This is a genomic window from Mycobacteriales bacterium (assembly GCA_035690485.1).
GTDB lineage: Bacteria > Actinomycetota > Actinomycetes > JAFAQI01 > DASSKL01 > DASSKL01.
This window is the reverse complement of sequence record DASSKL010000043.1, coordinates 51,188-75,261: the sequence shown is the minus strand read 5'-3', so window position 1 is coordinate 75,261 and position 24,074 is coordinate 51,188. Positions and strand designations below refer to the sequence as shown.

The 24,074-nt window shown below is 74.4% G+C and carries 23 protein-coding genes; 3 read left to right on the top strand and 20 right to left on the bottom strand.

The genetic code is table 11. From position 1 onward, the window contains the following. Positions 1-15: 15 nt before the first annotated feature. From hisF to hisD, 7 genes are read right to left on the bottom strand one after another with little or no spacing between them, the layout of a single operon-like run. Entirely contained in the window at positions 16-777 is a 762-nt protein-coding gene (hisF, locus tag VFJ21_05735; protein ID HET7406625.1) for an imidazole glycerol phosphate synthase subunit HisF, read from the bottom strand. Position 778: 1 nt separating this feature from the next. Beyond that, positions 779-1,498, bottom strand: coding sequence for a bifunctional 1-(5-phosphoribosyl)-5-((5-phosphoribosylamino)methylideneamino)imidazole-4-carboxamide isomerase/phosphoribosylanthranilate isomerase PriA (gene priA / locus VFJ21_05730; protein ID HET7406624.1), 720 nt, complete (start codon positions 1,496-1,498; stop codon positions 779-781). A 15-nt stretch (positions 1,499-1,513) separates the two neighbouring features. Further along, complete coding sequence (hisH, locus tag VFJ21_05725; GenBank protein ID HET7406623.1) at positions 1,514-2,119, bottom strand: imidazole glycerol phosphate synthase subunit HisH; 606 nt, start codon at positions 2,117-2,119, stop codon at positions 1,514-1,516. Continuing rightward, positions 2,116-2,268 (bottom strand): hypothetical protein, encoded by a 153-nt coding sequence (locus VFJ21_05720; GenBank protein ID HET7406622.1) that lies wholly within the window; start codon positions 2,266-2,268, stop codon positions 2,116-2,118. The genes hisH and VFJ21_05720 overlap by 4 nt, the downstream gene beginning before the upstream one ends. After that, entirely contained in the window at positions 2,265-2,852 is a 588-nt protein-coding gene (gene hisB, locus VFJ21_05715) for an imidazoleglycerol-phosphate dehydratase HisB (GenBank protein HET7406621.1), read from the bottom strand. Before hisB ends, VFJ21_05720 begins: the two co-directional genes overlap by 4 nt. Continuing rightward, complete coding sequence (locus VFJ21_05710; protein ID HET7406620.1) at positions 2,853-3,920, bottom strand: histidinol-phosphate transaminase; 1,068 nt, start codon at positions 3,918-3,920, stop codon at positions 2,853-2,855. Further along, positions 3,917-5,254, bottom strand: a complete 1,338-nt coding sequence (gene hisD, locus VFJ21_05705) for a histidinol dehydrogenase (protein ID HET7406619.1) — start codon at positions 5,252-5,254, stop codon at positions 3,917-3,919. Before hisD ends, VFJ21_05710 begins: the two co-directional genes overlap by 4 nt. A gap of 148 nt (positions 5,255-5,402) precedes the next feature. On the opposite strand from hisD, the gene VFJ21_05700 reads away from it, so the two are divergent. Next, positions 5,403-6,074 (top strand): LON peptidase substrate-binding domain-containing protein, encoded by a 672-nt coding sequence (locus VFJ21_05700; protein ID HET7406618.1) that lies wholly within the window; start codon positions 5,403-5,405, stop codon positions 6,072-6,074. A gap of 6 nt (positions 6,075-6,080) precedes the next feature. Here VFJ21_05700 and VFJ21_05695 read toward each other — a convergent pair whose 3' ends face one another. The 11 genes from VFJ21_05695 to VFJ21_05645 all read right to left on the bottom strand — a co-directional run bounded on the left by VFJ21_05695 (position 6,081) and on the right by VFJ21_05645 (position 18,022). Beyond that, positions 6,081-6,596, bottom strand: coding sequence for a DUF2567 domain-containing protein (locus tag VFJ21_05695; protein HET7406617.1), 516 nt, complete (start codon positions 6,594-6,596; stop codon positions 6,081-6,083). Next, positions 6,593-7,390 carry an ABC transporter permease gene (locus tag VFJ21_05690; GenBank protein ID HET7406616.1) on the bottom strand — a complete coding sequence of 266 codons (798 nt, stop codon included), beginning with the start codon at positions 7,388-7,390 and terminating at the stop codon, positions 6,593-6,595. Before VFJ21_05690 ends, VFJ21_05695 begins: the two co-directional genes overlap by 4 nt. After that, positions 7,387-8,340, bottom strand: coding sequence for an ABC transporter ATP-binding protein (locus VFJ21_05685; GenBank protein HET7406615.1), 954 nt, complete (start codon positions 8,338-8,340; stop codon positions 7,387-7,389). Before VFJ21_05685 ends, VFJ21_05690 begins: the two co-directional genes overlap by 4 nt. A 75-nt stretch (positions 8,341-8,415) precedes the next feature. Then, positions 8,416-9,132 (bottom strand): polysaccharide deacetylase family protein, encoded by a 717-nt coding sequence (locus tag VFJ21_05680; GenBank protein ID HET7406614.1) that lies wholly within the window; start codon positions 9,130-9,132, stop codon positions 8,416-8,418. Further along, positions 9,129-10,250, bottom strand: a complete 1,122-nt coding sequence (locus VFJ21_05675; GenBank protein HET7406613.1) for a hypothetical protein — start codon at positions 10,248-10,250, stop codon at positions 9,129-9,131. Before VFJ21_05675 ends, VFJ21_05680 begins: the two co-directional genes overlap by 4 nt. Further along, on the bottom strand, positions 10,247-13,768 hold the full coding sequence (gene dnaE / locus VFJ21_05670) for a DNA polymerase III subunit alpha (GenBank protein ID HET7406612.1): 3,522 nt from the start codon (positions 13,766-13,768) through the stop codon (positions 10,247-10,249). Before dnaE ends, VFJ21_05675 begins: the two co-directional genes overlap by 4 nt. 161 nt (positions 13,769-13,929) lie before the next feature. Next, complete coding sequence (locus tag VFJ21_05665) at positions 13,930-14,367, bottom strand: GNAT family N-acetyltransferase (protein ID HET7406611.1); 438 nt, start codon at positions 14,365-14,367, stop codon at positions 13,930-13,932. Then, entirely contained in the window at positions 14,364-15,254 is an 891-nt protein-coding gene (locus tag VFJ21_05660; protein ID HET7406610.1) for a hypothetical protein, read from the bottom strand. The genes VFJ21_05665 and VFJ21_05660 overlap by 4 nt, the downstream gene beginning before the upstream one ends. Beyond that, entirely contained in the window at positions 15,251-16,195 is a 945-nt protein-coding gene (locus tag VFJ21_05655) for an RluA family pseudouridine synthase (GenBank protein HET7406609.1), read from the bottom strand. Before VFJ21_05655 ends, VFJ21_05660 begins: the two co-directional genes overlap by 4 nt. Positions 16,196-16,247: 52 nt before the next feature. After that, positions 16,248-16,844 carry a signal peptidase II gene (gene lspA / locus VFJ21_05650; protein HET7406608.1) on the bottom strand — a complete coding sequence of 199 codons (597 nt, stop codon included), beginning with the start codon at positions 16,842-16,844 and terminating at the stop codon, positions 16,248-16,250. After that, positions 16,817-18,022, bottom strand: a complete 1,206-nt coding sequence (locus VFJ21_05645) for a TraR/DksA family transcriptional regulator (GenBank protein ID HET7406607.1) — start codon at positions 18,020-18,022, stop codon at positions 16,817-16,819. The genes lspA and VFJ21_05645 overlap by 28 nt, the downstream gene beginning before the upstream one ends. 200 nt (positions 18,023-18,222) lie before the next feature. Between VFJ21_05645 and ileS the strand changes: the two genes are divergently transcribed. Next, the gene (ileS, locus tag VFJ21_05640; GenBank protein HET7406606.1) at positions 18,223-21,408 is read left to right on the top strand and encodes an isoleucine--tRNA ligase; all 3,186 of its coding nucleotides are present in this window, start codon (positions 18,223-18,225) and stop codon (positions 21,406-21,408) included. Between the two features lie 154 nt (positions 21,409-21,562). Next, positions 21,563-22,030, top strand: a complete 468-nt coding sequence (locus tag VFJ21_05635; GenBank protein ID HET7406605.1) for a hypothetical protein — start codon at positions 21,563-21,565, stop codon at positions 22,028-22,030. Positions 22,031-22,187: 157 nt separating this feature from the next. Here the strand turns inward: VFJ21_05635 and VFJ21_05630 are convergent, their stop codons facing one another. Both VFJ21_05630 and VFJ21_05625 read right to left on the bottom strand, forming a co-directional pair. Then, entirely contained in the window at positions 22,188-23,072 is an 885-nt protein-coding gene (locus VFJ21_05630; GenBank protein ID HET7406604.1) for a hypothetical protein, read from the bottom strand. Positions 23,073-23,218: 146 nt separating this feature from the next. Continuing rightward, complete coding sequence (locus VFJ21_05625; protein ID HET7406603.1) at positions 23,219-24,067, bottom strand: DivIVA domain-containing protein; 849 nt, start codon at positions 24,065-24,067, stop codon at positions 23,219-23,221. Positions 24,068-24,074: the final 7 nt, after the last annotated feature.

Genomic DNA, 24,074 nt, shown 5'->3' with positions numbered 1-24,074 from the left:
GAAGCGAATAAGCCGTCAGCGGACGAGGTGCCCGGCGGCGCGCAGCGTCTCCTTCACCTCGCCGATGCGCAGCTGCCCGAAGTGGAAGACGCTCGCGGCGAGCACCGCGTCGGCGCCGGCGTCGACCGCCGCTGGGAAGTCGTCGAGCCGGCCCGCGCCGCCGCTGGCGATGAGTGGCACGGTGACGACGGCGCGCACCGCTTTGGTCATCTCCAGGTCGTAGCCGTCGCGGGTGCCGTCGGCGTCCATGGAGTTGAGCAGGATCTCGCCCGCGCCGAGCTGCTCGCCGCGCGCGGCCCACTCGACCGCGTCGATGCCGGTGCCCCGCCGCCCTCCGTGGGTCGTGACCTCGAAGCCGCTCGCGGTGCCGGCGGCCCGGCGCGCGTCGACCGAGAGCACGATGCACTGCGCGCCGAACCGGTCCGCGCACTCGGTCAGCAGCTGCGGGCGGTCGACCGCCGCCGTGTTGATGCCGACCTTGTCGGCGCCGGCGCGCAGCAGCCGGTCGACGTCATCGGCGCTGCGTACGCCGCCACCGACGGTCAGCGGGATGAAGACCTGCTCGGCGGTACGGCGTACGACGTCGTAGGTGGTCTCCCGGTTGGCGCTGGACGCGGTGATGTCGAGGAAGACCAGCTCGTCGGCGCCCTCGGCGTCGTAGACCTTCGCCATCTCCACCGGGTCGCCGGCGTCGCGCAGCTGCCGGAAGTTGACGCCCTTGACGACCCGGCCCGCATCGACGTCGAGGCACGGGATCACACGGACGGCCACCGCCATGTCAGGAGACCGCCGCGAGTGCCTCGGGCATGGAGAACGCCCCTGCGTAGAGCGCCTTGCCGACGATCGCCCCCTCGACCCCGACACCGGTCAGGCCGGCGATCGCGCGCAGGTCGTCGAGGCTCGACACTCCCCCGCTGGCGATCACGGGCCGGTCGGTGGCCGCGCAGACGCTGCGCAGGAGGTCGAGGTTGGGCCCGGTCAGCGTGCCGTCGCGGTTGACGTCGGTGACGACGTAGCGGGAGCAGCCGTCGCGGTCGAGCCGCTCCAGCACCTCGAACAGGTCGCCGCCCTCGCGGGTCCAGCCACGCCCGGACAGCGTGCGGCCGCGGACGTCGAGGCCGACCGCCAGCCGGTCGCCGACCCGGCCGATGGCCCGGCGCACCCAGTCCGGGTCCTCCAGGGCCGCGGTGCCCACGTTGACGCGGGCCGCGCCGGTCGCGAGCGCCGCGTCGAGCGAGTCGTCGTCACGGATGCCGCCGGACAGCTCCACCTGGACGTCGAGCGCCGCGACGACTTCGCGCAGCAGCTCGCGGTTGGAGCCGCGGCCGAACGCCGCGTCGAGGTCGACGAGGTGCACCCAGGCGGCCCCGGCCTGCTGCCAGGCGAGGGCGGCGTCGAGCGGGTCGCCGTAGACGGTCTCGGAGCCGGCCTCGCCGCGGACGAGGCGTACGGCGCGGCCGTCGGCCACGTCGACGGCGGGCAGGAGGATGAGGCTCACGGGTGCGGCACCTGCTCAGCGGATCGAGTCGAGCCAGTTGCGCAGCAGCGCAGCGCCGGCGTCGGCGGACTTCTCGGGGTGGAACTGCGTCGCGGCGACGGACCCCGCCTCGACGGCGGCGACGAACCGCTCACCGTGCTCGGCCCAGGTCACCTCGCCGGAGGACGTCCGCGCCGCGTAGGAGTGCACGAAGTAGAAGCGCTGGTCCTCGATGCCGCGGAACAGGGTGGATCCCCGGGGCGGGCTGACGGTGTTCCAGCCCATGTGCGGCAGCACGCCGGCCTCGAGCCGGGAGACCAGGCCGTCGAGGACGCCGATGCCGGCCGTGTGCCGGCCGTGCTCGTCGCCCGCCCCGAAGAGCACCTGCATGCCGACGCAGATGCCGAGCACGGGGGCGCCGGCCGCGACCCGGTCGTGGACGACGGCCGCGCCGCCGACCCGGTCGATGCCCGCCATGCAGGCGGCGAACGCGCCCACGCCCGGCACGACGAGTCCGTCGCAGCGCGCGGCGGCAGACGTGTCGTCGGTGACCGTGACGTCGGCACCGGCACGGGCGAGCGCCCGCTCGGCGGAGCGCAGGTTGCCCGAGCCGTAGTCGAGGACGACGACGCGCGGGGTCACGAGTTGAGCACCCCGCCGGAGGCCGCGATGGCCGCGATCACGCCGAGGACGACCGCCAGCGCTCGCCCGACCGTGCTCGGCTGGTTGCGCCACACCGAGATGGCGCCGCCGAGCAGGAAACCGGCGAGGACGTAGAGCAGGAGGGTCACAGCACGCCCTTGGTGCTGGGCACGCCGGCGACCCGAGGGTCGAGCGCCACGGCGTCGCGCAGCGCGCGGGCGACGGCCTTGAACTGCGCCTCGACGACGTGGTGCGCGTTGCGTCCGGACAGCACCCGCACGTGCAGGCAGATCCGCGCCTCCGCGACCAGCGACTCCCAGATGTGGCGGGTCAGCGTGGTGTCGTAGCTGCCGATCAGCTCGACGACCTCCGGCTCGACGTGGACGACGTAGGGCCGGCCGGACAGGTCGACCGCCGCCTGGACGAGCGTCTCGTCGAGCGGCACGAGCGCGTCGCCGAACCGCCGGATGCCGGCCTTGTCGCCGAGCGCCTCGCGCAGCGCCTGCCCGACCGCGAGCGAGGTGTCCTCGACCGTGTGGTGGGCGTCGACCTCGAGGTCGCCGGAGGTGCGGACGGCGAGGTCGAACCCGCCGTGCCGGCCCAGCTGGGCGAGCATGTGGTCGAAGAACGGCACCCCGGTCGACACGTCGGTGGTGCCGCTGCCGTCGAGGTCGAGCGTCACCTCGACGCGCGACTCCTTGGTGGCCCGCTCGACCCGCGCCTGGCGCGCCATCTACAACACCTCTCGCAGTGCGGTCAGGAAGGCGTCGACCTCCCGGGGCACGCCGGCGGTGACCCGCAGCCAGCCGGGCAGGCCGACGTCGCGCACCAGCACACCGCGGTCGAGCAGCGCCTGCCACACCTTTTCCTGGTCGTCGAAGCGGCCGAAGAGCACGAAGTTGGCGTCGGAGTCGACGACCTCGAGGTCCAGGTCGCGCAGGGCCGCGATCATCCGGTCGCGCTCCTGCATGACCCGCGCGACCGTCGCGAGCGTCTCCTCGGCGTGCGCGAGCGCGGCGAGCGCGGCGGCCTGCGTGAGAGCCGAGAGGTGGTAGGGCAGCCGCACCAGCTGCAAGGCGTCGACGACGGCCGGGTCGGCGGCGAGGTAGCCGAGACGGGCCCCGGCGAAGGCGAACGCCTTCGACATCGTGCGCGTGACGACGAGCCTCGGGTGGCCGGGCAGCAGGTGCAGCGCCGAGGGCTGGGCGGAGAACTCGGCGTAGGCCTCGTCGACCACGACCATGCCCGGCGCGGCCTCCACGACCGCCGCGACGACCGCCGGGTCGAGCGCGGTGCCGGTCGGGTTGTTGGGCGAGCACAGGAACACCAGGTCGGGCCGGTGCTCGGTGATCGCGGCGGCGGCCGCCTCGGCCTGCAGGGAGAAGTCCTCGGCCCGGTAGGCCGAGATCCACCGGGTGCCGGTGGCCCGGGCGATGAGCTCGTGCACGGAGTAGGACGGGACGAAGCCGAGCGCGCTGCGTCCGGGCCCCGCGAACGCCATCAGCAGGTGCTGGATGATCTCGTTGGACCCGTTGGCCGCCCAGACCTGCGCCCCGGTGAGACCGTGGCCGAGATAGGCCGCGAGCGCAGCGCGCAGCGCGACGGCATCGCGGTCCGGGTAGCGGTTGAGGGCGGTCGCCGCCGACACGACGGCCGTCGTCAGGTCGTCCACCAGCGCCGGGGGCGGCGCATAGGGGTTCTCGTTGGTGTTGAGCCGCACCGGCACGTCGACCTGCGGCGCGCCGTAGGGCGAGCGGCCGCGCAGGTCGTCGCGCAGCGGCAGGTCCTCCAGGCCGCTCATCGCGCGCGGCCCGTCTCGTCGCCGGGCCGGGACCGCAGGCGCACCTGGACGGCCTCGACGTGGGCAAGGAGGTCTTCGGCGCCCCCGAGGGCGATGACGTGCGGACCCACGCCGGCGAGGGCGTCGCGGGAGTAGTCGACGACGTGGATGCCGCGCAGGAACGACTGCACCGACAGACCGCCGGTGTGCCGCGCCGTGCCGCCGGTGGGCAGCACGTGGTTGGAGCCGGCGAGGTAGTCGCCCAGCGACACCGGCGCGTAGGGCCCGACGAAGATCGCGCCGGCGTTGCGCACGCGCGCGGCGACCGCGGCTGCGTCGGCGGTGACCACCTCGAGGTGCTCCGCGGCCCAGGTGTCGACGACGGCGAGCCCGGCGTCGACGTCGTCGACGAGGACGGTCGCGGACTGCGGGCCGCCGAGCGCGGTCTCGACCCGCTCGCGGTGGCGGGTGACCGGTACCTGCTTGCCGAGCTCGACGTCGACGGCGTCGGCCAGCTCGACCGACGGCGTGACCAGCAGGCACGCGGCGAGCGGGTCGTGCTCGGCCTGCGCGACGAGGTCGGCGGCGACGTAGGCCGCATCCGCCGTGTCATCGGCGAGGATGGCGATCTCGGTCGGCCCGGCTTCGGAGTCGATGCCGACGATCCCGCGCAGCAGCCGCTTGGCGGCGGCGACGTAGACGTTGCCCGGACCGGTGACGAGGTCGACCGGTGCCACTCCCTCGACCCCGTAGGCGAACATCGCGATCGCCTGCGCGCCGCCGACGGCGTAGACCTCGTCGACGCCGAGCAGCGCGCACGCGGCGAGCACGGCCGGGTGCGGCAACCCACCGTGCTCGCGCTGCGGCGGCGAGGCGACGGCGAGGGATCGCACGCCGGCGACCTGGGCGGGTACGACGTTCATGACGACCGACGACGGGTAGGCGACGAGACCGCCCGGCACGTAGAGGCCGACCCGCTGCACCGGCAGCCAGCGCTCGGTGACCCGCCCGCCCTCGGCCACCTGCACGGTGACGTCGTCGCGGCGCTGGCCCTCGTGCACGGCGCGGGCCCGGCGGGTCGCCTCCTCCAGCGCCGTACGCACTGCGGGGTCGAGCCCGTCGAGCGCCGCGCGCAGGGCCGGCGCCGGCACCCGCAGCTCGCCGACCCGGACACCGTCGAAGCGCTCGGTCAGCGCGCGCACCGCCTCGGCGCCCCCGACGCGCACCTGCTCACAGATCGGGCGCACCGCCTCGACGGCGGCCTCGACGTTGAAGCCGGCCCGGGGCAGCGAACCGCGCGCCTCGGACCGCAGCGCGTGGCCGGGACGGCCCCGCAGGTCGATGCGCGCGAGCACGGCGGACTCCAGGAGGCAACGGGCGGAAACGGGAGACTCCAGGGTAGAGGCACCACGGGCCGCCTCAGCCCGGACGGCCGGCCCGCGGCGCGGATGCCCGCCGCTCGAGGCGACCGGGAAGGGGCCGGAACGCCCTAGGCTCCACTGCATGCGCGCCCGGCTGCCGCTCTTCCCGCTCGGCACGGTGCTGTTCCCGGGGCTGCTGCTGCCGCTGCACGTCTTCGAGGAGCGCTACCGGCTGCTGGTCGAGGAGCTCACGGCGCTGCCCGCGAACGAGCCGAGGCGGTTCGGGGTCGTCGCGATCCGGCGCGGTCGCGAGGTCGGCGAGGACGGCGTCGACGCGCTCTACGACGTCGGGTGCACCGCCGAGCTGCGCCGGGTCACGGCCTACGACGACGGCCGCTACGACATCATCACCAGCGGCGTCGCGCGGTTCCGGGTGCTGGAGACCGACGACTCGCGCCCGTACCTGTCGGCCGACGTCGACCTGCTGCCGGAGACGGTGGGGGCGCAGGCCGCGGTGAAGATGCTGGCCGAGCAGGTGCGCTCGCAGTTCGGCCGCTACCTGGAGGTGGTGGCGGAGGCGCAGGCCTCCCCCGTCGACGCGCCGACGATCCCCGGCGACCCGCTGGTGCTGTCGTACCTGGTCGCGGCGACGATGCTGCTCGACCTCGGCGACCGGCAGCGGCTGCTCGCCGAGGAGACCGCTGAAGGGCGCCTGACTGCCGAGCTGGCGATGCTGCGCCGCGAGACCGCGATGCTGCGCACGCTGCGCGCCGCCCCCGCGACCGACCTCTCCCAGGGGACCCATCACAACTGAGACCGGTTACGTGCGCCGGATCGGTTCCCGTTCGAAGATCGCGACGAGCAGGCCGTAGCCGAGCGCGGCGGCGAAGCCCCAGACGAAGAGCGCCGGTTGCGCCCGCACGGACACGTACAGCAACACGTGGTGCCCCGCCGCGACCGCGGTCTCGGCGTGGTGGAAGCCCGGCAGGTAGAGCCGCCGGCCTACCTGCGCGGCGACCGCCGCCGCGCCAAGGCCGCCCGCGGCGAGGCCGGCGACCAGCCCCGGCCCGTAGCGCAGCCGGCCGATCCGGTAGGCCAGGATCCCGCAGGCGATGCCGACCACGGCGGTGATGAAGACGAAGTAGCCGTCGGCGGCGACGAGCGCCTCCGACTCGGGGTTGACGAGGTCGAGGCCTTGACCGCCGGCGGTCACCACGAAGTCGAGCCGGGGCGCGAGCGCGCCCCAGATCAGCCCGACCGGGGCGCCGAGCAGGACGAGCGCGCAGGCGGCGGTGACGGCGGCACCGGCCTGCCGCCGCCAGGCTGGCAGCGTCACCCGGCGACCGCTCGACGGAACGCCATCGACGCGACCGCCAGGCCGGCGGCGGCGACGGCCGCGCAGACCGCGAGGTGCCAGCCGATCCACACCCAGTCGGGGTGGTTGAGGAACGACCCGGCCAGCGCGTCGACAGCGTACGTCGACGGCACCGCCGCGCGCACGACGCGCACGGCGAGCGGGAGCCGGTCGGCGGGGATCACGCCGAGGAAGAGTACGGCGGTCATGCCGAGCTGCCCCGCGACGGTCGCCAGCTCGGGTCGGGGCATGAGCAGGCCGATGAGCGCGCCGAGGCCGGCGAGCGCGGCGCCGGCGAGCGGGATGACGACGACGAGCACCCACAGGTGCCCGATCGGCAACCCGTAGAGGAGGCCGCCCACCACCGCGGTCAGCGCGGTGCCCGGCACGGTGAACGTCGCGTAGGACGCGGCGATGCCGAGGACCACCGCGCTCGGCGCGACCGGCACGGCGGCGTAGTAGTCGAGCGCCCGTGCGGCCTTGAGCATGCCGAGGCGCTGGGCCAGCAGGTTCAGCGCGACGAACGCGATGACGAGGATCGCCGAGCCGGCGACCACCGACTCCTTCGTCACCTCGCTGCTGGTGTCGACCACCCCGCGGACCAGGACCAGGATGCCGAGCGACTGCAGGGTGGCGACGAACAGCAGCGACGCCCGCGCGACCTTGGCCCGCGACAGCTGCCCGGCGAAGACGGCGGCGAACGCCGAGAGGAATGGCGTCGTCGGAGACGGCGTCACGGTGCCCGCAGCGGTGCCGCTCGGGGCGGTGAGCGTCACACCCGCTCCAGGTCGTCGGCCATCCCGCCGAGCGCGAGGTAGACGTCCTCGAGCGTCGGGGTGGCCAGCGTGAAGTCGTCGAGCGCGCCGAAGGCCGCCCCCCCGGTCAGGTGACCGAGAGCCTCGCGGGCGACCTCGTGCGGCAGCCGGGTGCTCCACCGGCGGCCCGTGACCTGGGCCCGCCCGGCGAGCATGGCGACGGTCGCGTCGGTCATCGGCGGCTCGCCGCGCCAGACCAGGTCGAGGCGCACCTCGTCGTCCACGGCAGCCTTCAGCCGGCCCGGGCTGTCGCAGGCGATGACCCTGCCCCGGTCGAGGACGGCGACCCGGTCGAGGACCGTCTCAGCCTCGAGCACGTTGTGGGTGACGAGGACGGCGGTGGTCCCCCGCTCGGCGCGCCGGCGCTCGACCGCCGACCAGACGGCCCGCCGGGCGACCGGGTCGAGGCCGGTCGTGGGCTCGTCGAGCACGAGCACCGGGCGGTCGCCGGTGAGGGCGGCGGCGACCGACGCCAGCCGGCGCTGCCCGCCGGACAGTCGCACGAGCGGCCGGGCGGCGATCGGGGTCAGGTCGAGCTCGTCGAGCAGGTCGGCGGTCTGCCGGCGGGCGGCGGCGCGGGGCACCCCGCGCAGCCGGGCGGTGGTCTCGACGGCCAGGCCGACCGGGAGCTCGGCCAGCGCGACCTCGTCCTGGGCCAGGTAGGCGGCGCAGCGGGCGGCGATCTGCGGCCGGCGTACGAGGTCGTGGCCGAACAGCGTGATGCTGCCCGAGTCGGGCCGGGTGAGACCGATCAGCTGGCGGACGAGCGTCGACTTGCCGGCGCCGTTGGGGCCGAGGATGCCGAACACCTCGCCGCGGCCGACGCTGAGATCGATGCCGTCGTTGGCCGGCACGACCGCCCCGCGGGCACGGTAGGTGCGCACGAGGTCGCGGACGACGTAGGAGTTCATGCCTCGGCTCGGACTGGGGCGGCAGGCTCGACCTGCAGGGTACGCCGGAAGATCCTGTTGCCCGGGGCCGCGGGCCTAGAACCGGATGCCGTGCTCGCGCAGCGGTCCGACCGTCAGGCCGAGTCGGGCCGCCTCCTCGGCGAGCAGCGGAAGGGCGCCGAGGGCGGCCCGCCACGCCCCCGGGACAGAGGTGACGTCGGAGTCATGCAGGAGCGCCGTGCCACCGTCCAGGACACCGGCGGTCAGGTCGTCGAGCACGCTCGCGGCGGTGGCCTCTGCCCGCCAGTCGCGGCCCCAGGCCGACCACAGCACCGGGCGCAGGTGCAGCCGGCGGGCGGCGAGCAGGCCGCTGCCGGACAGCACACCGTAGGGCGGCCGGAACCACGCCGGCGGGTGGCCGAGCAGGTCGCCGACCGCGTCGCGGCCGCGGGTCAGGTCGTCGCGCGCGGCCGCAGGGGTGCGGGCGAGCAGGTAGCGGTGCCGGTCGCCGTGCAGGCCGATCTCGTGCCCGGCGGCGGAGAGGTCGCGGAGCAGGCCGGGCGCGCGGCGCAGCTGCTCGCCGAGGACGAAGAACGTCGCCCGCCACCCCAGGTCGTCGAGCGCGTGCAGGAACTGCGGGGTCGACGCCGCATCGGGCCCGTCGTCGAACGTGAGCGCCAGATGCCCCGGGCGGCCGAGCCCGGCCAGGGCGGGCGCCAGGCGGATGCGCACCCCGGGGATCCAGGTGGCCGCGGGCAGCACCTGCGAGGCCACCGCGACGGCCGCCGCGCGCCGCAGCAGGCGGCCGCTCACGACGCGTCGACGAGGCGGAGCACCTCGTCGGCCACATCGCCGGTGACGATCGCCCGCCCGCGCCCGACCTGCGCCGTGCGCGCCGCGTCGTCGTCGAGCAGCCCGCGCACCGCTGGTCCGAGGTCGTCGTCGCGGCGGGCCCAGACCGCGAGCCCCGACGCGTGCAGCGACCGGGCGTTGAACCGGCCGTGCCCGGGCAGCGGGCGGAAGACGACCACCGGCAGTCCGGTGACCAGGGCCTCGAGGCAGGTCAGCCCGCCGGCGTTGTCGATGAGCACGTCGGCGGCGGCCATCAGGCCCGGGACGTCGTCGACCCAGCCGAGCGGGCGGCCGAGCCGGTGCCGCTCGAGCCTCCGGCGCAACCGGTCGTCTCGGCCGCACAACACGACCGGCAGCACCCCGGGCACCGCCGACAGGACCCGGACGGTGTGCTCGACATGCCCGTAGGCCTCGGAACCCGCGGCGACCAGCGCGAGGGCGCCGGTCTCGGGCAGCCCGTGCCGCCGGCGCGCGGCCGCTCCCACCGAGGCAAGGTCGGGGACGGCGGCGAACCCGGGTCGCACCAGGGGTCCCGTTGCCGCGACCCGCCGGGCGCCCATCGCGGCGAGGGCGACCGCCGTGTCGGGGGTGACCGCGAGGTGCAGGTCGACCGCCGGGTGGACCCAGTAGGGGTGGGCACCGGGATCGGTGACGTAGGTGACGATGGGCACCGTCGCGCGGCCGTCGGCCCGCATCCGCCCGAGGCACTGGCTGGACAGGTTGAACGTCGAGACGACGACGTCGGGCCGGCTGCGCTCGATGGCCGCCGCCAGCCCCCGCTCGTAGGGGCCGGCGCCGGCAGCGGTCACCGCCTCCAGGGGACGCGGCCACCGGGCCCAGAACCGCATGGCCGCGTCGTAGACCACGGGCGCGCGGCGCAGCAGGAGGCCGTAGAACGCCCGCAGCCGCGGCCCCTGCCCCCCTGCCGGCAGCTCGAGCAGGTTGACCGAGTCGACCACGTGGCCGCGGCCGGTCAGCCGGCGGGCCAGCTCGGCGGCGGCGTTGTCGTGGCCCGCGCCCATGCTGGCCGAGACGAGCAGGACGCGGCGGGACGGCTCCCCGGGGGCGTCGGTAGTCAACTGACCACGGCAGTCGGGCCCAGCAGCTCCTTGAGGTCGCCCATCAGCGCGGGGCTCGGGGCGACGCGCAGGCCGTCGTCGAGCCGGAGCACCCGCGTGCGCGGGCCGGTCTGCAGCTGCAGGCGCACCTCGGTGGTGCCCGGGTGCGCCGCGAGCACCTCGCGCAGCCGCTCGACGAGCGGCGGGGTGCAACGCGCCGTCGGCAGGCTGACGACCACGGGCCCGCGGACCTGCTGGGACAGGTCCGGCAGCGACAGCTCCATCGCCACCAGTCGCGGCACGTCCTCCCGCAGGTCGAGCCGTCCGCGGACCAGCACGATGGCGTCGTCGGCGAGCAGGTGACCCACCTGGCCGTAGGTCGCCGGGAAGAACATCACGTCGATGGCGCCCTCGAGGTCTTCGATCATCGCCATCGCCCAGGGGGCGCCCTGCTTGGTCATCTTGCGCTGCAGCCCTGCGACCAGCCCGCCGACCGTGACGATCGAACCCTCGGGACGGCCGTCGCCGGAGGTGAGCGCGGCGACCGTGCAGTCGGCCGCACCGGCGAGGACGTGCTCGACACCGAGCAGCGGGTGGTCGGAGACGTAGAGACCCAGCATCTCGCGCTCGTAGGCGAGCAGCAGGGACTTGTCCCACTCGTGGACCGAGAAGTCGATGGCGACCCCGGGCGGCGCCGCCGACCCGCCGCCACCGTCGTCGCCGGTCGCGAACAGGTCGAACTGCCCGACCGCCTCGGCCCGCTTGGTCTCGACGAAGGCGTCGATGGCCTGCTCGTGCCGCTCGAGCAGCGCCCGCCGGGTGTGCCCGAGCGAGTCGAAGGCACCGGCCTTGATCAGTGACTCGACGAGCCGCTTGTTGCAGACCGGCGCCTCGACCTTGGCGAGGAAGTCGAGGAAGTCGGTGAAGCGGCCCTTCGCCTTGCGCGTGGCCACGACCGAGGCGACGACGTTGTCGCCGACGTTGCGGACGGCAGACAGCCCGAACCGGATGTCACTGCCGCGCGGCGTGTAGTCGGAGTCGGAGTCGTTGACGTCGGGCGGCAGCACCTTGATGCCCATGCGTCGGCACTCGTTGAGGTAGAGCGCGGACTTGTCCTTGTCGTCCTTGATGCTGGTGAGCAGGGCCGCCATGTACTCGGCCGGGAAGTTGGCCTTGAGGTAGGCGGTCCAGTAGGACACCAGGCCGTAGGCCGCGGAGTGGGCCTTGTTGAAGGCGTAGTCGGAGAACGGGACGAGGATGTCCCAGAGCGTCTTGATGGCGTCGTCGCTGTAGCCGTTGGCGCGCATGCCGTCGCGGAACGGGACGTACTCCTTGTCGAGGATCTCCTTCTTCTTCTTGCCCATCGCCTTGCGCAGCAGGTCGGCGGCCCCCAGCGAGTAACCGGCGACCTTCTGCACGATCGCCATGACCTGCTCCTGGTAGACGATCAGGCCGTAGGTCTCCCCCAGGATCTCGGCGAGCGGCTCGGCCAGCTCGCGGTGGATGGGCACGACAGGCTTGCGTCCGGTCTTGCGGTCGGCGTAGTCGTTGTGCGCGTTGGCCGCCATCGGGCCAGGCCGGTAGAGCGCGCCCACGGCGGAGATGTCGTCGAACGAGTCGGGGTTCATCGAGCGCAGCAGCGCGCGCATCGGCCCGCCGTCGAACTGGAAGACGCCGAGCGTGTCGCCCCGCGAGAGCAGCTCGTAGGTGGGGCGGTCGTCGAGGGCGAGATCCTCGAGGCGCAGCTCGATGCCGCGGTTGGCCTTGACGTTGGCCAGGCAGTCGTCGAGCACGGTGAGGTTGCGCAGGCCGAGGAAGTCCATCTTGAGCAGGCCGAGCGACTCGCAGGCGCCCATGTCGAACTGCGTGATGATCGCGCCGTCCTGCTCGCGGCGCTGGATCGGGATGACGTCGATCAGCGGCTCGCGGGAGAGGATGACGCCGGCGGCGTGCACGCCCCACTGCCGCTTGAGCCCCTCGAGCCCGCGAGCGGTGTCGACGACGCGCTTGGCGTCGGGGTCGCTCTCGTAGAGGGAGCGGAACTCGCCCGCCTCGTTGTAGCGCGGGTGCGCGGAGTCGAAGATGGCCGCGAGCGGCAGGTCCTTGCCCATCACCGGCGGCGGCATCACCTTGGTCAGCCGCTCGCCGACGGCGTAGGGGTAGCCGAGCACCCGGGCGGAGTCCTTGATCGCCTGCTTGGCCTTGATCGTGCCGTAGGTGATGATCTGCGCGACCCGCTCCTCGCCGTACTTCTCCGTCGCGTAGCGGATCATGTCGGCGCGCCGGCGCTCGTCGAAGTCCATGTCGATGTCGGGCATGGAGACGCGCTCGGGGTTGAGGAACCGCTCGAACAGCAGCTTGTGCTCGATCGGGTCGAGCTCGGTGATGCCGAGCGCGTAGGCGACCAGCGACCCGGCTGCGCTGCCGCGGCCCGGCCCGACCCGGATGCCGTTGTCGTGGGCGTAGCGGACCAGGTCGGCGACGACGAGGAAGTAGCCGGGGAAGCCCATCTGCACGATGACGTCGAGCTCGTAGTCGGCCTGGGCGCGCCGGTCGTCGGGGACCCCGCCGGGGTAGCGCCGCGCCAGCCCGCGGGCGACCTCCTGGCGCAGCCACGAGTCCTCGGTCTCCCCCGACGGCACCGGGAACTGCGGCATGAGGTCGGCGCCCTCGTCGAAGTGCACGTCGACCCGCTCGGCGATGAGCAAGGTGTTGTCGCAGGCCTCGGGGAAGTCACGCCACAGCGTGCGCATCTCGTCGGCGCTCTTCAGGTAGAAGTCGCGGGCGTCGAACCGGAAGCGCGTCGGGTCGGCGAGCGTCTTGCCGGTCTGCACGCAGAGCAGGACCTCGTGGGCCTCGGAGTCCTGCGGGTAGGTGTAGTGCAGGTCGTTGGTGGCGACGAACGGCAGCTCGAGGTCCTTGGCGAGGCGGATCAGGTCGTCGCGGTGGCGGCGCTCGATGTCGATGCCGTGGTCCATCAGCTCGCAGAAGAAGTTGCCGCGGCCGAAGATGTCGCGGTAGTCGGCGGCCGCGGCCCGGGCCTGGTCGTAGGCGCCGCGCTGCAGCAGCCTGTTGACCTCGCCGGACGGGCAGCCGGTCGTCGCGATGATGCCGCCGCCGTGCGCGGCGAGCAGCTCGCGGTCCATGCGGGGCTTGTAGTAGTAGCCCTCGAGGCTGGCCAGGCTCGACAGCCGGAAGAGGTTGTGCAGCCCCTGCTGGTTCTCGGCCAGCAGGGTCATGTGGGTGTACATCTCGCCGGGGTTGTCGTCGGAGGTCGCCCCGCCGACCGCGACCCGCCGCCGGTCGAAGCGGCTGCCCGGCGCGAGGTAGCCCTCCATGCCGATGATCGGTTTGACCCCCGCCGCGGTGGCCTGCTTGTAGAAGTCGTAGGCGCCGAAGACGTTGCCGTGGTCGGTCATCGCGAGGGCCGGCATGCCCATGCGGGCGGCCTCGGCGAAGAGGTCCTTGAGCCGGGCGGCGCCGTCGAGCATGGAGTACTCGGTGTGCACGTGCAGGTGCACGAACTCCGTGCCCGACATCAGGACGGCCTCCTTCGGCGACGCGAACGCGGTGACACCACCCAACGGGCGAGCGGCGCGGGGGAAGACGGCCAGCGGTGCTTCCGAGGTTGTAACACGGCGGGCGGACAGAATCGGCGCAACGGCATGACGGCACGGCGCGTCGCCTCGGCACGCCGCGCTCACAGCTCCTTGCGCATGGAGACATGCGGGATCCCGGCCTCGTCGTACTCGTCGCCGTACGCCGCGTAGCCGAGCCGCTCGTAGAAGCCGCGCACCGGCACCTGCGCGTGCAGCTCGACCTCGGTCATCCCGCGCTCGCGGGCCCGTGCCTCGAGCACCGACATCAGCGCCGCGCCCACACCGGTCCCCCGTAGCTCGGGCAGCACCGCCACGCGCTGGGCGACCCCGACGCCGGGCGCAGGTCCCCGCATGAGCCGGGCCGCGGCCACCGGGCGCCCGTCGAGCCGCCCGAGGAAGTGCTCGGTGCGGTCGTCGAGGCCGTCGCGCTCGAGGACGAGCGGCACCCCCTGCTCCTCCACGAAGACCGTGTGGCGCACGGCGTAGGCCGCCTGCACGTCGGCCTCCTCGGTCACGCGGGCGATCTCGACGGCGGTCATCGGAACCCCTGGTCGGCCGGGATCTCGGCGGTCACCTCGGGCAGCACCGCGATGATCGCCAGGTCGGCGAACGCCGAACCCGCGGGCGCCGGGTCGAGCACGCGCACCTGCGGCGCGGCCGCGAGCCGGCGCAGGGTCTCGCCGGTGCCCTGCACGACGACGGCGTAGACGCAGCGGCAGGCCGCGACCAGCCCCTTGGCCTCCGCCTCGGTGGCCGCGACCCGCTCGGCGTAGACCGCCTGCACGGCCTTGTCGCGCGCGCTGGTCGGTTGCCCGATCACGTCGAGCAGCTGGCGGTAGCCCTTCGCCTCAGCGGCCGCCACCTGCCCGCTGCGGACGATTGCCTGCGGCAGCTCGGCGACCGAGCCCACGTCGAGGACGTGGACCGGGGTGCGCAGCCCGGACGCCGTCACGTGCACGTAGGCGCGGACGACGCGGCGCGGCCCGGCGATCGCGGCCACCTGGCCCGGGGTGAGGTAGCCGTGGAAGTCGACGACCGCGTAGGTCGGCGTGGCGGGGTGAGCGCGCGCGTAGCGGGCGAGGCGGGCGGCGGCGGCGTGCTGGTAGGCCGACACCGGCTGGCCGGCCGTCGGGCCGAGGTCGACCACGCTCTGGGTGGCAGCGGCCGGTGCCGGGCTCTCGGGCCGGTGGGTGGCGATCGCGCCCAACGACACCACGACGACCAGCGCGAGCACCGCGGCGATCAGCGCCTGCGGGTGGTTGCGGACCGCCGTGACCGGGTCGGCGCGCAGGGCCTCGGTCTCCGGCAGCCAGTGCCGCGCCTCGGCCCGGGCGGCGGCGACCGCGGCCTGCAGCCGTCGCGCGGCCTCCGGGACCAGCGAGTCGTCGAGGTCGGCGAGGCCCCGCCCGGTGCGGCGGCCGGTCACGACTCCCCCGCCACGACGTCCAGCGCGTGCTGCAGGTCGGCGGGGAACGGGCTCTCGAACTCCACCCACTCGCCGTGGCCGGGGTGCGCGAAGCCGAGCCGCGCGGCGTGCAGCCACTGCCTGGCCAGCCCGAGCCGGGCCGCGAGAGTGGGATCGGCGCCGTACGCCAGGTCGCCGACGCAGGGGTGGCGGACCGCGGCCATGTGCACGCGGATCTGGTGGGTGCGGCCGGTCTCGAGGCGTACGTCGAGCAGCGAGGCCGCCCGGAACGCCTCGACCGTGTCGTAGTGGGTCACGCTCGGTTTGCCGCCGGCGACGACCGCGAACCGGTAGTCGTGACCGGGATGGCGGTCGATCGGGGCGTCGATCGTGCCGCGCAGAGGGTCGGGGTGCCCCTGCACGAGCGCGGCGTAGCGCTTGTCGACGGTGCGCTCGCGGAACTCCCGCTTGAGCGCGCTGTAGGCCGCCTCGCTCTTGGCGACCACCATGAGGCCGCTGGTGCCGACGTCGAGCCGGTGCACGATGCCCTGGCGTTCGGCCGCCCCGGAGGTCGCCACCCGGTAGCCCGCGCCGAGCAGGCCGCCGACGACGGTGGGCCCGGTCCAGCCGGGGCTCGGGTGCGCCGCGACTCCGACCGGCTTGTCGACGACGACGATGTCGTCGTCCTCGTGCACGACCCGCAGCCCCTCGACGACCTGAGGGACAGCGGTGGGCGCGCCGGGGGCGGCGGGCAGCTCGACCTCGAGCCAGGCGCCGGCGTGGACCCGGTCGGACTTGCCGGCCCGGCTGCCGTCGACGAGCGCGCCGCCGCTCTCGATGACGTCGGCGGCGGCGGTGCGGGACAACCCGAACATCCGGGCCACGGCGGCGTCGAGGCGCAGCCCTTCGAGGCCGTCGGGCACCGGCAGGGTGCGCCTGTCGGGCGCGGGTGAGCCGCTCATGTGGGGGTTGCCGCGGAGTTGTGAGCATCGGTCAACACCTGCGTGGGCCGACTCACCGCCCGCCCCGCCGGTGGCCACCGGCCTCGTCGGAGGTGCCTCGGGTGCCGTCGAGGTTGACGAGCAGCAGGGACAGCAGGACGGCGACGACGCCGCCGACCACGATGCACGAGTCGGCGACGTTGAACACCGGCCAGTGGTGCAGGTGGATCCAGTCGACGACGTGCCCGCGCAGCGGGCCGGGGCTGCGCACGAAACGGTCCACCAGGTTGCCGAGCGCGCCGCCGAGCAGCAGCCCGAGGGTGAAAGCCCAAGCCCGGCTGCGCAGCCGGGACGCGGTGCGCACGATCGCGATGACGACACCGGCGGCGATCGCGGTGAACAGCCAGGTGGCGCCGGTGCCGATGCTGAACGCCGCGCCGCCGTTGCGGACGACGTCGAGGTCGAGCACGCCGGGCACCAGGGTGACCGGCGCGTGGTGCTCGAGGTGGGCGACGACGAGGACCTTGCTGACCTGGTCGGCGGCCAGCGCGACCACGGCGGTCACGACGAGCCCGACGATGCGACGGGGCGCCGCCGACCCGGTGGTGGGCCGGTCGGCGGCGTGCTGGTCGGTGGCCGCCGTCAGCGGCGTTCCTCGCGTTGCTTGCATTCCATGCACAGGGTTGCACGCGGGAACGCCTGCAGGCGTCCCTTGCCGATCGGCTTGCCGCAGCTCTCGCAGACGCCGTAGGTGCTGTCGTCGATGCGCTGCAGCGCCCGCTCGACCTGCGACAGCAGGTCGCGGCTGTTGGCGGCGATCGACAGCTCGTGCTCCCGCTCGAAGGTCTTGGTGCCCGCGTCGGCCTGGTCGTCGCCGGCACCCTCGCCGCTGTCGCGCTGCAGCGCCGCCCACGCCGACTCGGCGTCGGTGATCTCGCCGCGGAGGTCGACGGCCTGGGTCTCCAGCTCACCGCGGATCTCGGCGAGCTCGCCCTTGGTCCAGGGAGACTCGCCGGGCAGGACGGCCGCTCGGCCGCCGGTGGCCTTCGCGGGTGGCTTGGGCGCGGTCGAGACCGAGGCCTTGGAGGGGGTGGGGACGCGGCCCGCCTCCTGCCGCCCGTCGGGCGCCGGCACCATCGCCGCCGACGTCTGGGCGGCGGCGGCCTTGGCCGGCGCGGCCTTCGCCGCGGTCTTCCGGGCCGTCTCGCGGACCGCAGCCTCGGCGGGCGCCGCCTTCTTCGTCGCCGCTGCCTTCTTCGCGGCTGCAGCCTTGGCGCCGGTCGCCGTGGTCGACTTCGCGGCCTTCGCGGGTGCCTTGGCGACGGAGGACGCGCCGCCCGGAGCCTTGCCCGCCCTGGCGGGCGCGCCCTTGGTCGCCGCCTTCGCCGGTGTCTTGGCCGGACTCTTGCTGGTCTTCGCGGCCTTCGCGGGTGCCTTGGCCGGACTCACGCCGGACGACTTCGCCGCCTTTGCCGCCTTTGCCGCCTTGGCGGGAGCCTTGCCCGCCGCCTTCGCGGTCTTGGCTGACGTGGCCGCCTTCGCCGCCGCGCTCGTGGCCGGCGCCTTCTTCGCAGCCTTGTTCGCAGCCTTGCCGGCCGGCGCCTTGACCGCCTTGGCGGCGCTCTTCCCGGCCGCGGCGGGCGTCTTGGCCGCGGACTTCGCCGGAGCCTTCGTCGCAACCTTCGCGGTGCCTGACGACGACGCGGCCGGCGCAGCGGCCTTGACCGCGGCCGGGCGGGCGGGCGCGCCGAGTTCGGGCGTCGCCTTGCGTGGCGCCGCGGGCGCGTCGTCCTTGCGGCGGCGTACCAACCGCCGGATCTTGCCGCCGATCCCGCTTTCCCCGGCCATGGCCCCTTCGCCCTCCTGCAGGCGCTCCGCATCGGCGGCGCCCGTGCTCGCGCCTCGTGATCTTGAGTCCGGAAAGGATAAGTGTGCCATCCGGAACCCACAACGACGACGTACGCCGCTCCGCGTGCACGGCGCGTCGATCACGGTTGCCGGACGCACTAGCGTGAAGGACGCCCGGAAACCGCCGACGGAGGACCCTCGTGACCCAGCCGCACCGGCCGATGCGGCCCCTTCCGCAGCAGGTCGACCTGCCCGCCATCGAGCACGAGGTGCTCGCCCGCTGGCGCGAGCGGAAGGTCTTCGAGCGGTCGCTGGAGCAGACCGCCGACGGCCCGTTGTGGACGTTCTACGAGGGGCCACCGACGGCCAACGGTAAGCCCGGCACCCACCACGTCGAGGCCCGCGCGTTCAAGGACCTCTTCCCCCGCTTCCAGACGATGCGGGGACGCCACGTGCCGCGCCGCGCGGGCTGGGACTGCCACGGCCTGCCGGTCGAGCTCGAAGTGGAGAAGGAGCTCGGCTTCAGCGGCAAGGGCGACATCGAGGCCTACGGCGTGGCGGAGTTCAACGCCCGGTGCCGAGAGTCCGTGCAACGCCACGTCGACGAGTTCGCCCGGATGACCGAGCGCATGGGCTACTGGGTCGACTTCGACGACGCCTACTGGACGATGAGCCCCGACTACATCGAGTCGGTCTGGTGGTCGCTCAAGCAGGTCTTCGACGCGGGGCTGCTCGTCCAAGACCATCGCGTCACGCCGTACTGCCCCCGCTGCGGCACCGGCCTGTCCGACCACGAGGTGTCGCAGGGCTACTACGACGTCAAGGACCCGTCGGTCTACGTGCGTTTCCCGCTGACGTCGGGGCCCTACGCCGGGCAGGCCGCGCTCCTCGTCTGGACGACGACGCCCTGGACGCTGATCTCCAACACCGCGGTCGCGGTGCACCCCGACGTCACCTACGTCGTCGCGACCGACGGCGCGGAGCGGCTGATCGTCGCCGAGCCGCTCGTCGCGACGGCGCTCGGCGAGGGCTGGGAGGCCGTCGAGCGCTTCCCGGGGTCGTCGATGGAGCGGTGGACATACCGCCCGCCGTTCGACTTCCTCGACATCCCCGGCGCGCACTTCGTGGGTCTCGCGTCCTACGTCACCGTCGACGACGGCACCGGGCTGGTCCACCAGGCGCCGGCCTTCGGCGCCGAGGACCTCGCGGTCGCCCGCAGCTACGACCTGCCGGTGGTCAACCCGGTGCGGCCCGACGGGCACTTCGAGGAGGGTCTCCCGCTGGTCGGCGGCCGGTTCTTCAAGGCCGCCGACCCGGGCATCGTCGAGGACCTGCGCGACCGCGGCCTGCTGCTACGGGTCGAGTCCTACGAGCACTCCTACCCGCACTGCTGGCGCTGCGACACGCCGCTGCTCTACTACGCGCTGCCGTCCTGGTACATCCGCACCACCGCGATCAAGGACCGGCTGCTCGAGGAGAACGAACGCACCGACTGGCACCCGGCGACGATCAAGCACGGCCGCTACGGCGACTGGCTGCACAACAACATCGACTGGGCGCTGTCGCGCAGCCGCTACTGGGGCACGCCGCTGCCGATCTGGCGCTGCCCCGAGGGCCACCTGACCGCGGTCGGCTCCCGCGCGGAGCTGGGCGAGCTGGCCGGCCGCGACCTGTCCGGCCTCGATCCGCACCGGCCCTACGTCGACGACGTGACGCTGCCCTGCGGTGAGTGCGGGGCCGAGTCCCGGCGGGTGCCCGAGGTCATCGACGGCTGGTACGACTCCGGGTCGATGCCGTTCGCGCAGCTCGGCTACCCGCATCTGCCCGGGTCCGCGGACGTGCTGCGGCGCAACTACCCGGCGCAGTTCATCTGCGAGGCGATCGACCAGACCCGCGGCTGGTTCTACACGCTGATGGCCGTCGGCACGCTGGTCTTCGACCGGTCGTCGTACGAGACCGTGCTCTGCCTCGGGCACATCCTCGACGCCGACGGCCGCAAGATGAGCAAGCACCTCGGCAACGTGCTCGACCCGTTCGAGCTGTTCGAGCGGCACGGCGCCGACGCCCTGCGCTGGTACATGCTCGCCGCGGGCAGCCCGTGGAGCGCCCGGCGGGTCGGTCACACCGCGTTGGAAGAGGTCGTCCGCAAGGTCCTGCTGACCTACTGGAACACCGCGTCGTTCCTCGTGCTCTACGCCGACGCCGCGGGTCACGAGCCCGGGGTGCCCGACGCCCGTCCCTGGACGCCGGCCGACGCGGTCGACGCACCGCCGCCCGGGCAGCGACCGCTCATCGACCGCTGGGTGCTCTCCGAGCTGCACGCGACCGCCGCCGAGGTCGGCGAGGCGCTCGAGCACTTCGACTCCGCCCGCGCCGGCCGGCGGTTGGCGGTCTTCGTCGACGACCTGTCCAACTGGTACGTCCGCCGCTCCCGCCGCCGGTTCTGGGCGGGCCCGCGTACGCCGGAGGGCGCGGCCGCCTTCGCGACGTTGCACGAGTGCCTCGACGTGCTCACCAGGCTGATGGCGCCGTTCACGCCGTTCCTCACCGACTACCTGTGGGACGTGCTCGCCGCCGACGGCGCCCCCGACTCCGTGCACCTCGCCCCCTGGCCGGAGCCGGAGGCAGCGCTGATCGACGAGGAGCTCTCGGCGCAGATGGCGCTGGTGCGCCGGTTGGTCGAGCTGGGCCGGGCGGCTCGCGCCGAGTCCGGGGTACGCACCCGTCAGCCCCTCGGGCGGGCACTCGTCGGCGCCGCAGGGTGGGCCGCCGTGCCGGAGGAGCTGCGCGCCGAGGTCGCCGACGAGCTCAACGTGGTGTCGGTCGCCCCGCTCGCGCAGGCCGAGGGGCTCGTCGACTCCACGGTGAAGCCGAACTTTCGCGCGCTGGGCAAGCGGTTCGGCAACCGCACGCCGGCGGTCGCCGCGGCGGTCGGGGCGGCCGACCCCGCGGTGCTTGCGGCCGCGCTGCGCGAGACGGGCAGTGCCACCGTCGAGGTCGACGGGTCGACGGTCGAGCTCGGTGCCGACGACGTCGTCGTCACCGAGACGCCGCGGGCCGGCTGGTCGGTCGCGACCGCAGCCGGGGAGACCGTGGCTCTCGACCTCGAGCTCACGCCCGAGTTGCGCCGCGCCGGGCTGCTGCGCGAGGTCGTGCGCCGGGTGCAGGAGGCCCGCAAGAACGCCGGGCTCGACGTCTCCGACCGCATCGAGCTGTGGTGGACGGCCACCGACGAGGAGACGGCCCGCGCCCTGCGCGAGGGCGGCGCGACGCTGGCCGACGAGGTGCTCGCGGCCTCGCGCGTCGAGGCCGAGCCGGAGGCGCCGGTCAGCCCGCACGCCGAGCCGGACCTCGGTCTCACGTTCTGGTTGCGCGCCGTCGGCTGACATGTCCGGCATGGCCCTTCTGGGTCAGGCCGGAGGGCGCAGTGGAGGAAGCACCCGTTCGGCCCAGCAAGGCTGGCGTACGGCCGAGCCGATACCGCATCCAAGATTCACGAGGCTGTGCGGCCCAGGCAGCCGGGCGAGTGTGGAGGTGCACATGTCCCTGACGCTGCTTCGGGAGCCGACGACGCCCGTGCGTCTCGTGCCCCACGCGGTGGCGGTGCCCGCGCTGACCAGCGCGGTGCGCCCGGCCCTGGTGCTGCCCGAGCGGCAGGCCCGGGCGCTGCTGGAGGCCGCGGACCGCGAGGACGTCGGCCGCGGCGGCTGCTTCGCCGCGGGCCCCGCGGGCGTGCAGGTCTGGAGCGCGCCGTTCGACGGCCCCGGCGGGTTGAAGGGGTCGGCGGTCCACCTCGGCTCCGTCGACTGGACCTACGACACCCCGGTCAAGCACTGGACGATGATCTACCGCGCCATGGTCACGCAGGACGGCGTCGCCCGCGGCGAGACGACCGCGTCGATCCTCGGCCGCGTGCTCGGCCTGACCGGCCTGACCGTCGAGGGTGACCGCGTCCAGCTGGCCGAGGCTCCCCGGCGCGACCCGTTCCACAGCCGCCACCGCGGCTGACGCCGTTCCCCTGGGGCGGCCTTCGCCGAGCCCGCCAAGGCCGCAGGAGTCGGCCCGACCGGGTCCTGACCGAGCATGGCAAGGCCGCAGGAGCCGCCGCGTGCCCGGAGGGCACGCAAGGCGACGAGAACGCAGCCAGGCGAAGGTCAGGAGTCGGCTAGGGCTTGCAGACTCCGCAGGCGGAGTACCCCTGGCGGCGGGCGCCCGTCTTGGTCATCTCACGGGCACCCTCGACGCCACGCACGTAGCGGCACTCCGGCCGGTGGTAGCGCCCGCGCTCGGGGATCACGACGACCGTCTCGCCGCGACTGCGGGCGGGCGCCGGCGCCGCTGCGTCGACCGCGCGCGCGGGCGCGGTCTGCGGCTCGTCGTCGTCGGGGGTCGCCTGACGTGCGGCCACCGCCTCGGCGCTGTCGACCTGCGCGGTGCGGGTCTGCGGCGCCCGGCGGCGCGGAGCAGCAGGAACGGGAGCCGGCGCGGCGGGCTCGGCGGCCGGCGACGCGACCGAGGATGCCTCGTCGGGGCGGCAGACCCCGCAGGCGGCGAAGCCTTCGGCCTGGGCCTCCGCGACCGACCGGGTCTCGGTCTCGCGCCCGCTCAGGTAGCGGCAGCCGGCCGCGTGGTAGCGCGGACGCCCCGGCACGACGAACACCTCACCGGCGGCGGCTTCACCGGGTTGCGACGCGCTGACCGGTGCCGGCTCGGCTGCCACCGGGTCGGCGCCGACGGGCACCGGCGCGGCCGGCTGGCGCGGCGGGACCGTCCGCACGCCCTCGTCCGACGAGGCCGGAGCCGCGGCGGGAGCGGCGGGAGCCGCGGCGACCGCAGGGGCGGCGCCGGCCGCGGCCAGACCCGGTGTCGCTGCGACCCGCGCGCCGTCGTCGTCGCCACGACGCTGGCGTACGCCGAGGAACAGGAACACCGCCGACAGCACGCTGACACCGATCGACGCGTAGACCAGCACCAGCCCGCTGGACACCACGAGCCCAGCGATGAGGAGCCCGAGGGCAACAATGACCAGGGCCCCGCTGATGACGATCACGTCAACTCCTGCCTATCGGTGAAAAGTCGCTGTCGGGCGTGCACCGGCGTACACGCGCCGGAATAGTAATCGGCCAGCCGCCGGCCCCCGACACCAAACGGCAGGAGACGGGTCGGTGACGACCGTCGCGCCGGCCTTGCGGGGGCTCAGCCCTCCCGACCGTAGCGACCGCGGTCGTCGACGTCGGACGAGGCCTCGCGAGGCGGGCCGTCGGCGACGTCGGCACCGGGAGCGAGGTCCTCCTCGAGCGTCGGCACGCCCGGTCGGGTGCCGCGGGCCGGCACCGGTCCGGGACCGGGCGGAGGCGGTCCTTGCGGGACGTTCGGCCCTCCCCCGCCGGGCGGGGCCAGGCCGGGCGTGCCCGCGCCCCCGGCCGGCTGGCCGGAGCCGGCCGGGCCGCCCGAAGCCGGACCACCCGCGGTCGGGCCGCCCGGCCGAGGGGCCGCCCCCGGGGGGGCGGGTGGAGCGAGCGGAGGTGCGGCCTGCAGGTCGCGGAGCTGGCTTTCGAGGTAGCTGCGCAGCCGGGTACGGAACTCCTGCTCGAACCCGCGCAGGCCCTCGACCTGGGCCTCGAGCTGCTGGCGCTCGCGCGACAGCGCGGACACCCGCGCGGCGTGCTGCTCCTGGGCCTGCCGCTCGAGGTCGCCGGCGCGTTGCTTCGCCTCGGACACGATCTGCTCGGCCTCGGACCGCGCCTGGGCGACCGCTTCGTCGGCGGTCTTCTGCGCGAGCAGCAAGGTGCGCAGCGCGGCCTCCTGACCCTCCTCGGGCCGGGCGGGTGCCGGTGCCGGCGGGGCGGCCGGCTGGGGCGCCGGGGCGGCGGGAGCCGGTGCCGGCGGGGCTGCGGGGGCGGACCCGGCGCTCAGCGCGGTCAGCCGCTGCAGCTCGCTGACGATCTCGTCGAGGAAGGCGTCGACCTCTTCCTCGTCGTAACCGGGCCGGAAGCGGGTGACCGTGAACCGCTTGTTCTGCACGTCCTCGGGCGTCAGCGGCATAGGAGCA

What these genes read in the sequence shown, in the direction of transcription:
- lspA (HET7406608.1), bottom strand. Translation starts at nt 16,844, where the DNA reads ATGCAAGCAACGCGAGGAACGCCGCTGACGGCGGCCACCGACCAGCAC.
- VFJ21_05655 (HET7406609.1), bottom strand. Translation starts at nt 16,195, where the DNA reads ATGAGCGGCTCACCCGCGCCCGACAGGCGCACCCTGCCGGTGCCCGAC.
- VFJ21_05625 (HET7406603.1), bottom strand. Translation starts at nt 24,067, where the DNA reads ATGCCGCTGACGCCCGAGGACGTGCAGAACAAGCGGTTCACGGTCACC.
- VFJ21_05635 (HET7406605.1), top strand. Translation starts at nt 21,563, where the DNA reads ATGTCCCTGACGCTGCTTCGGGAGCCGACGACGCCCGTGCGTCTCGTG.
- VFJ21_05710 (HET7406620.1), bottom strand. Translation starts at nt 3,920, where the DNA reads ATGAGCGGCCTGGAGGACCTGCCGCTGCGCGACGACCTGCGCGGCCGC.
- VFJ21_05645 (HET7406607.1), bottom strand. Translation starts at nt 18,022, where the DNA reads ATGGCCGGGGAAAGCGGGATCGGCGGCAAGATCCGGCGGTTGGTACGC.
- VFJ21_05665 (HET7406611.1), bottom strand. Translation starts at nt 14,367, where the DNA reads ATGACCGCCGTCGAGATCGCCCGCGTGACCGAGGAGGCCGACGTGCAG.
- hisB (HET7406621.1), bottom strand. Translation starts at nt 2,852, where the DNA reads ATGGCGCGCCAGGCGCGGGTCGAGCGGGCCACCAAGGAGTCGCGCGTC.
- VFJ21_05685 (HET7406615.1), bottom strand. Translation starts at nt 8,340, where the DNA reads ATGAACTCCTACGTCGTCCGCGACCTCGTGCGCACCTACCGTGCCCGC.
- hisF (HET7406625.1), bottom strand. Translation starts at nt 777, where the DNA reads ATGGCGGTGGCCGTCCGTGTGATCCCGTGCCTCGACGTCGATGCGGGC.
- VFJ21_05700 (HET7406618.1), top strand. Translation starts at nt 5,403, where the DNA reads ATGCGCGCCCGGCTGCCGCTCTTCCCGCTCGGCACGGTGCTGTTCCCG.
- dnaE (HET7406612.1), bottom strand. Translation starts at nt 13,768, where the DNA reads ATGTCGGGCACGGAGTTCGTGCACCTGCACGTGCACACCGAGTACTCC.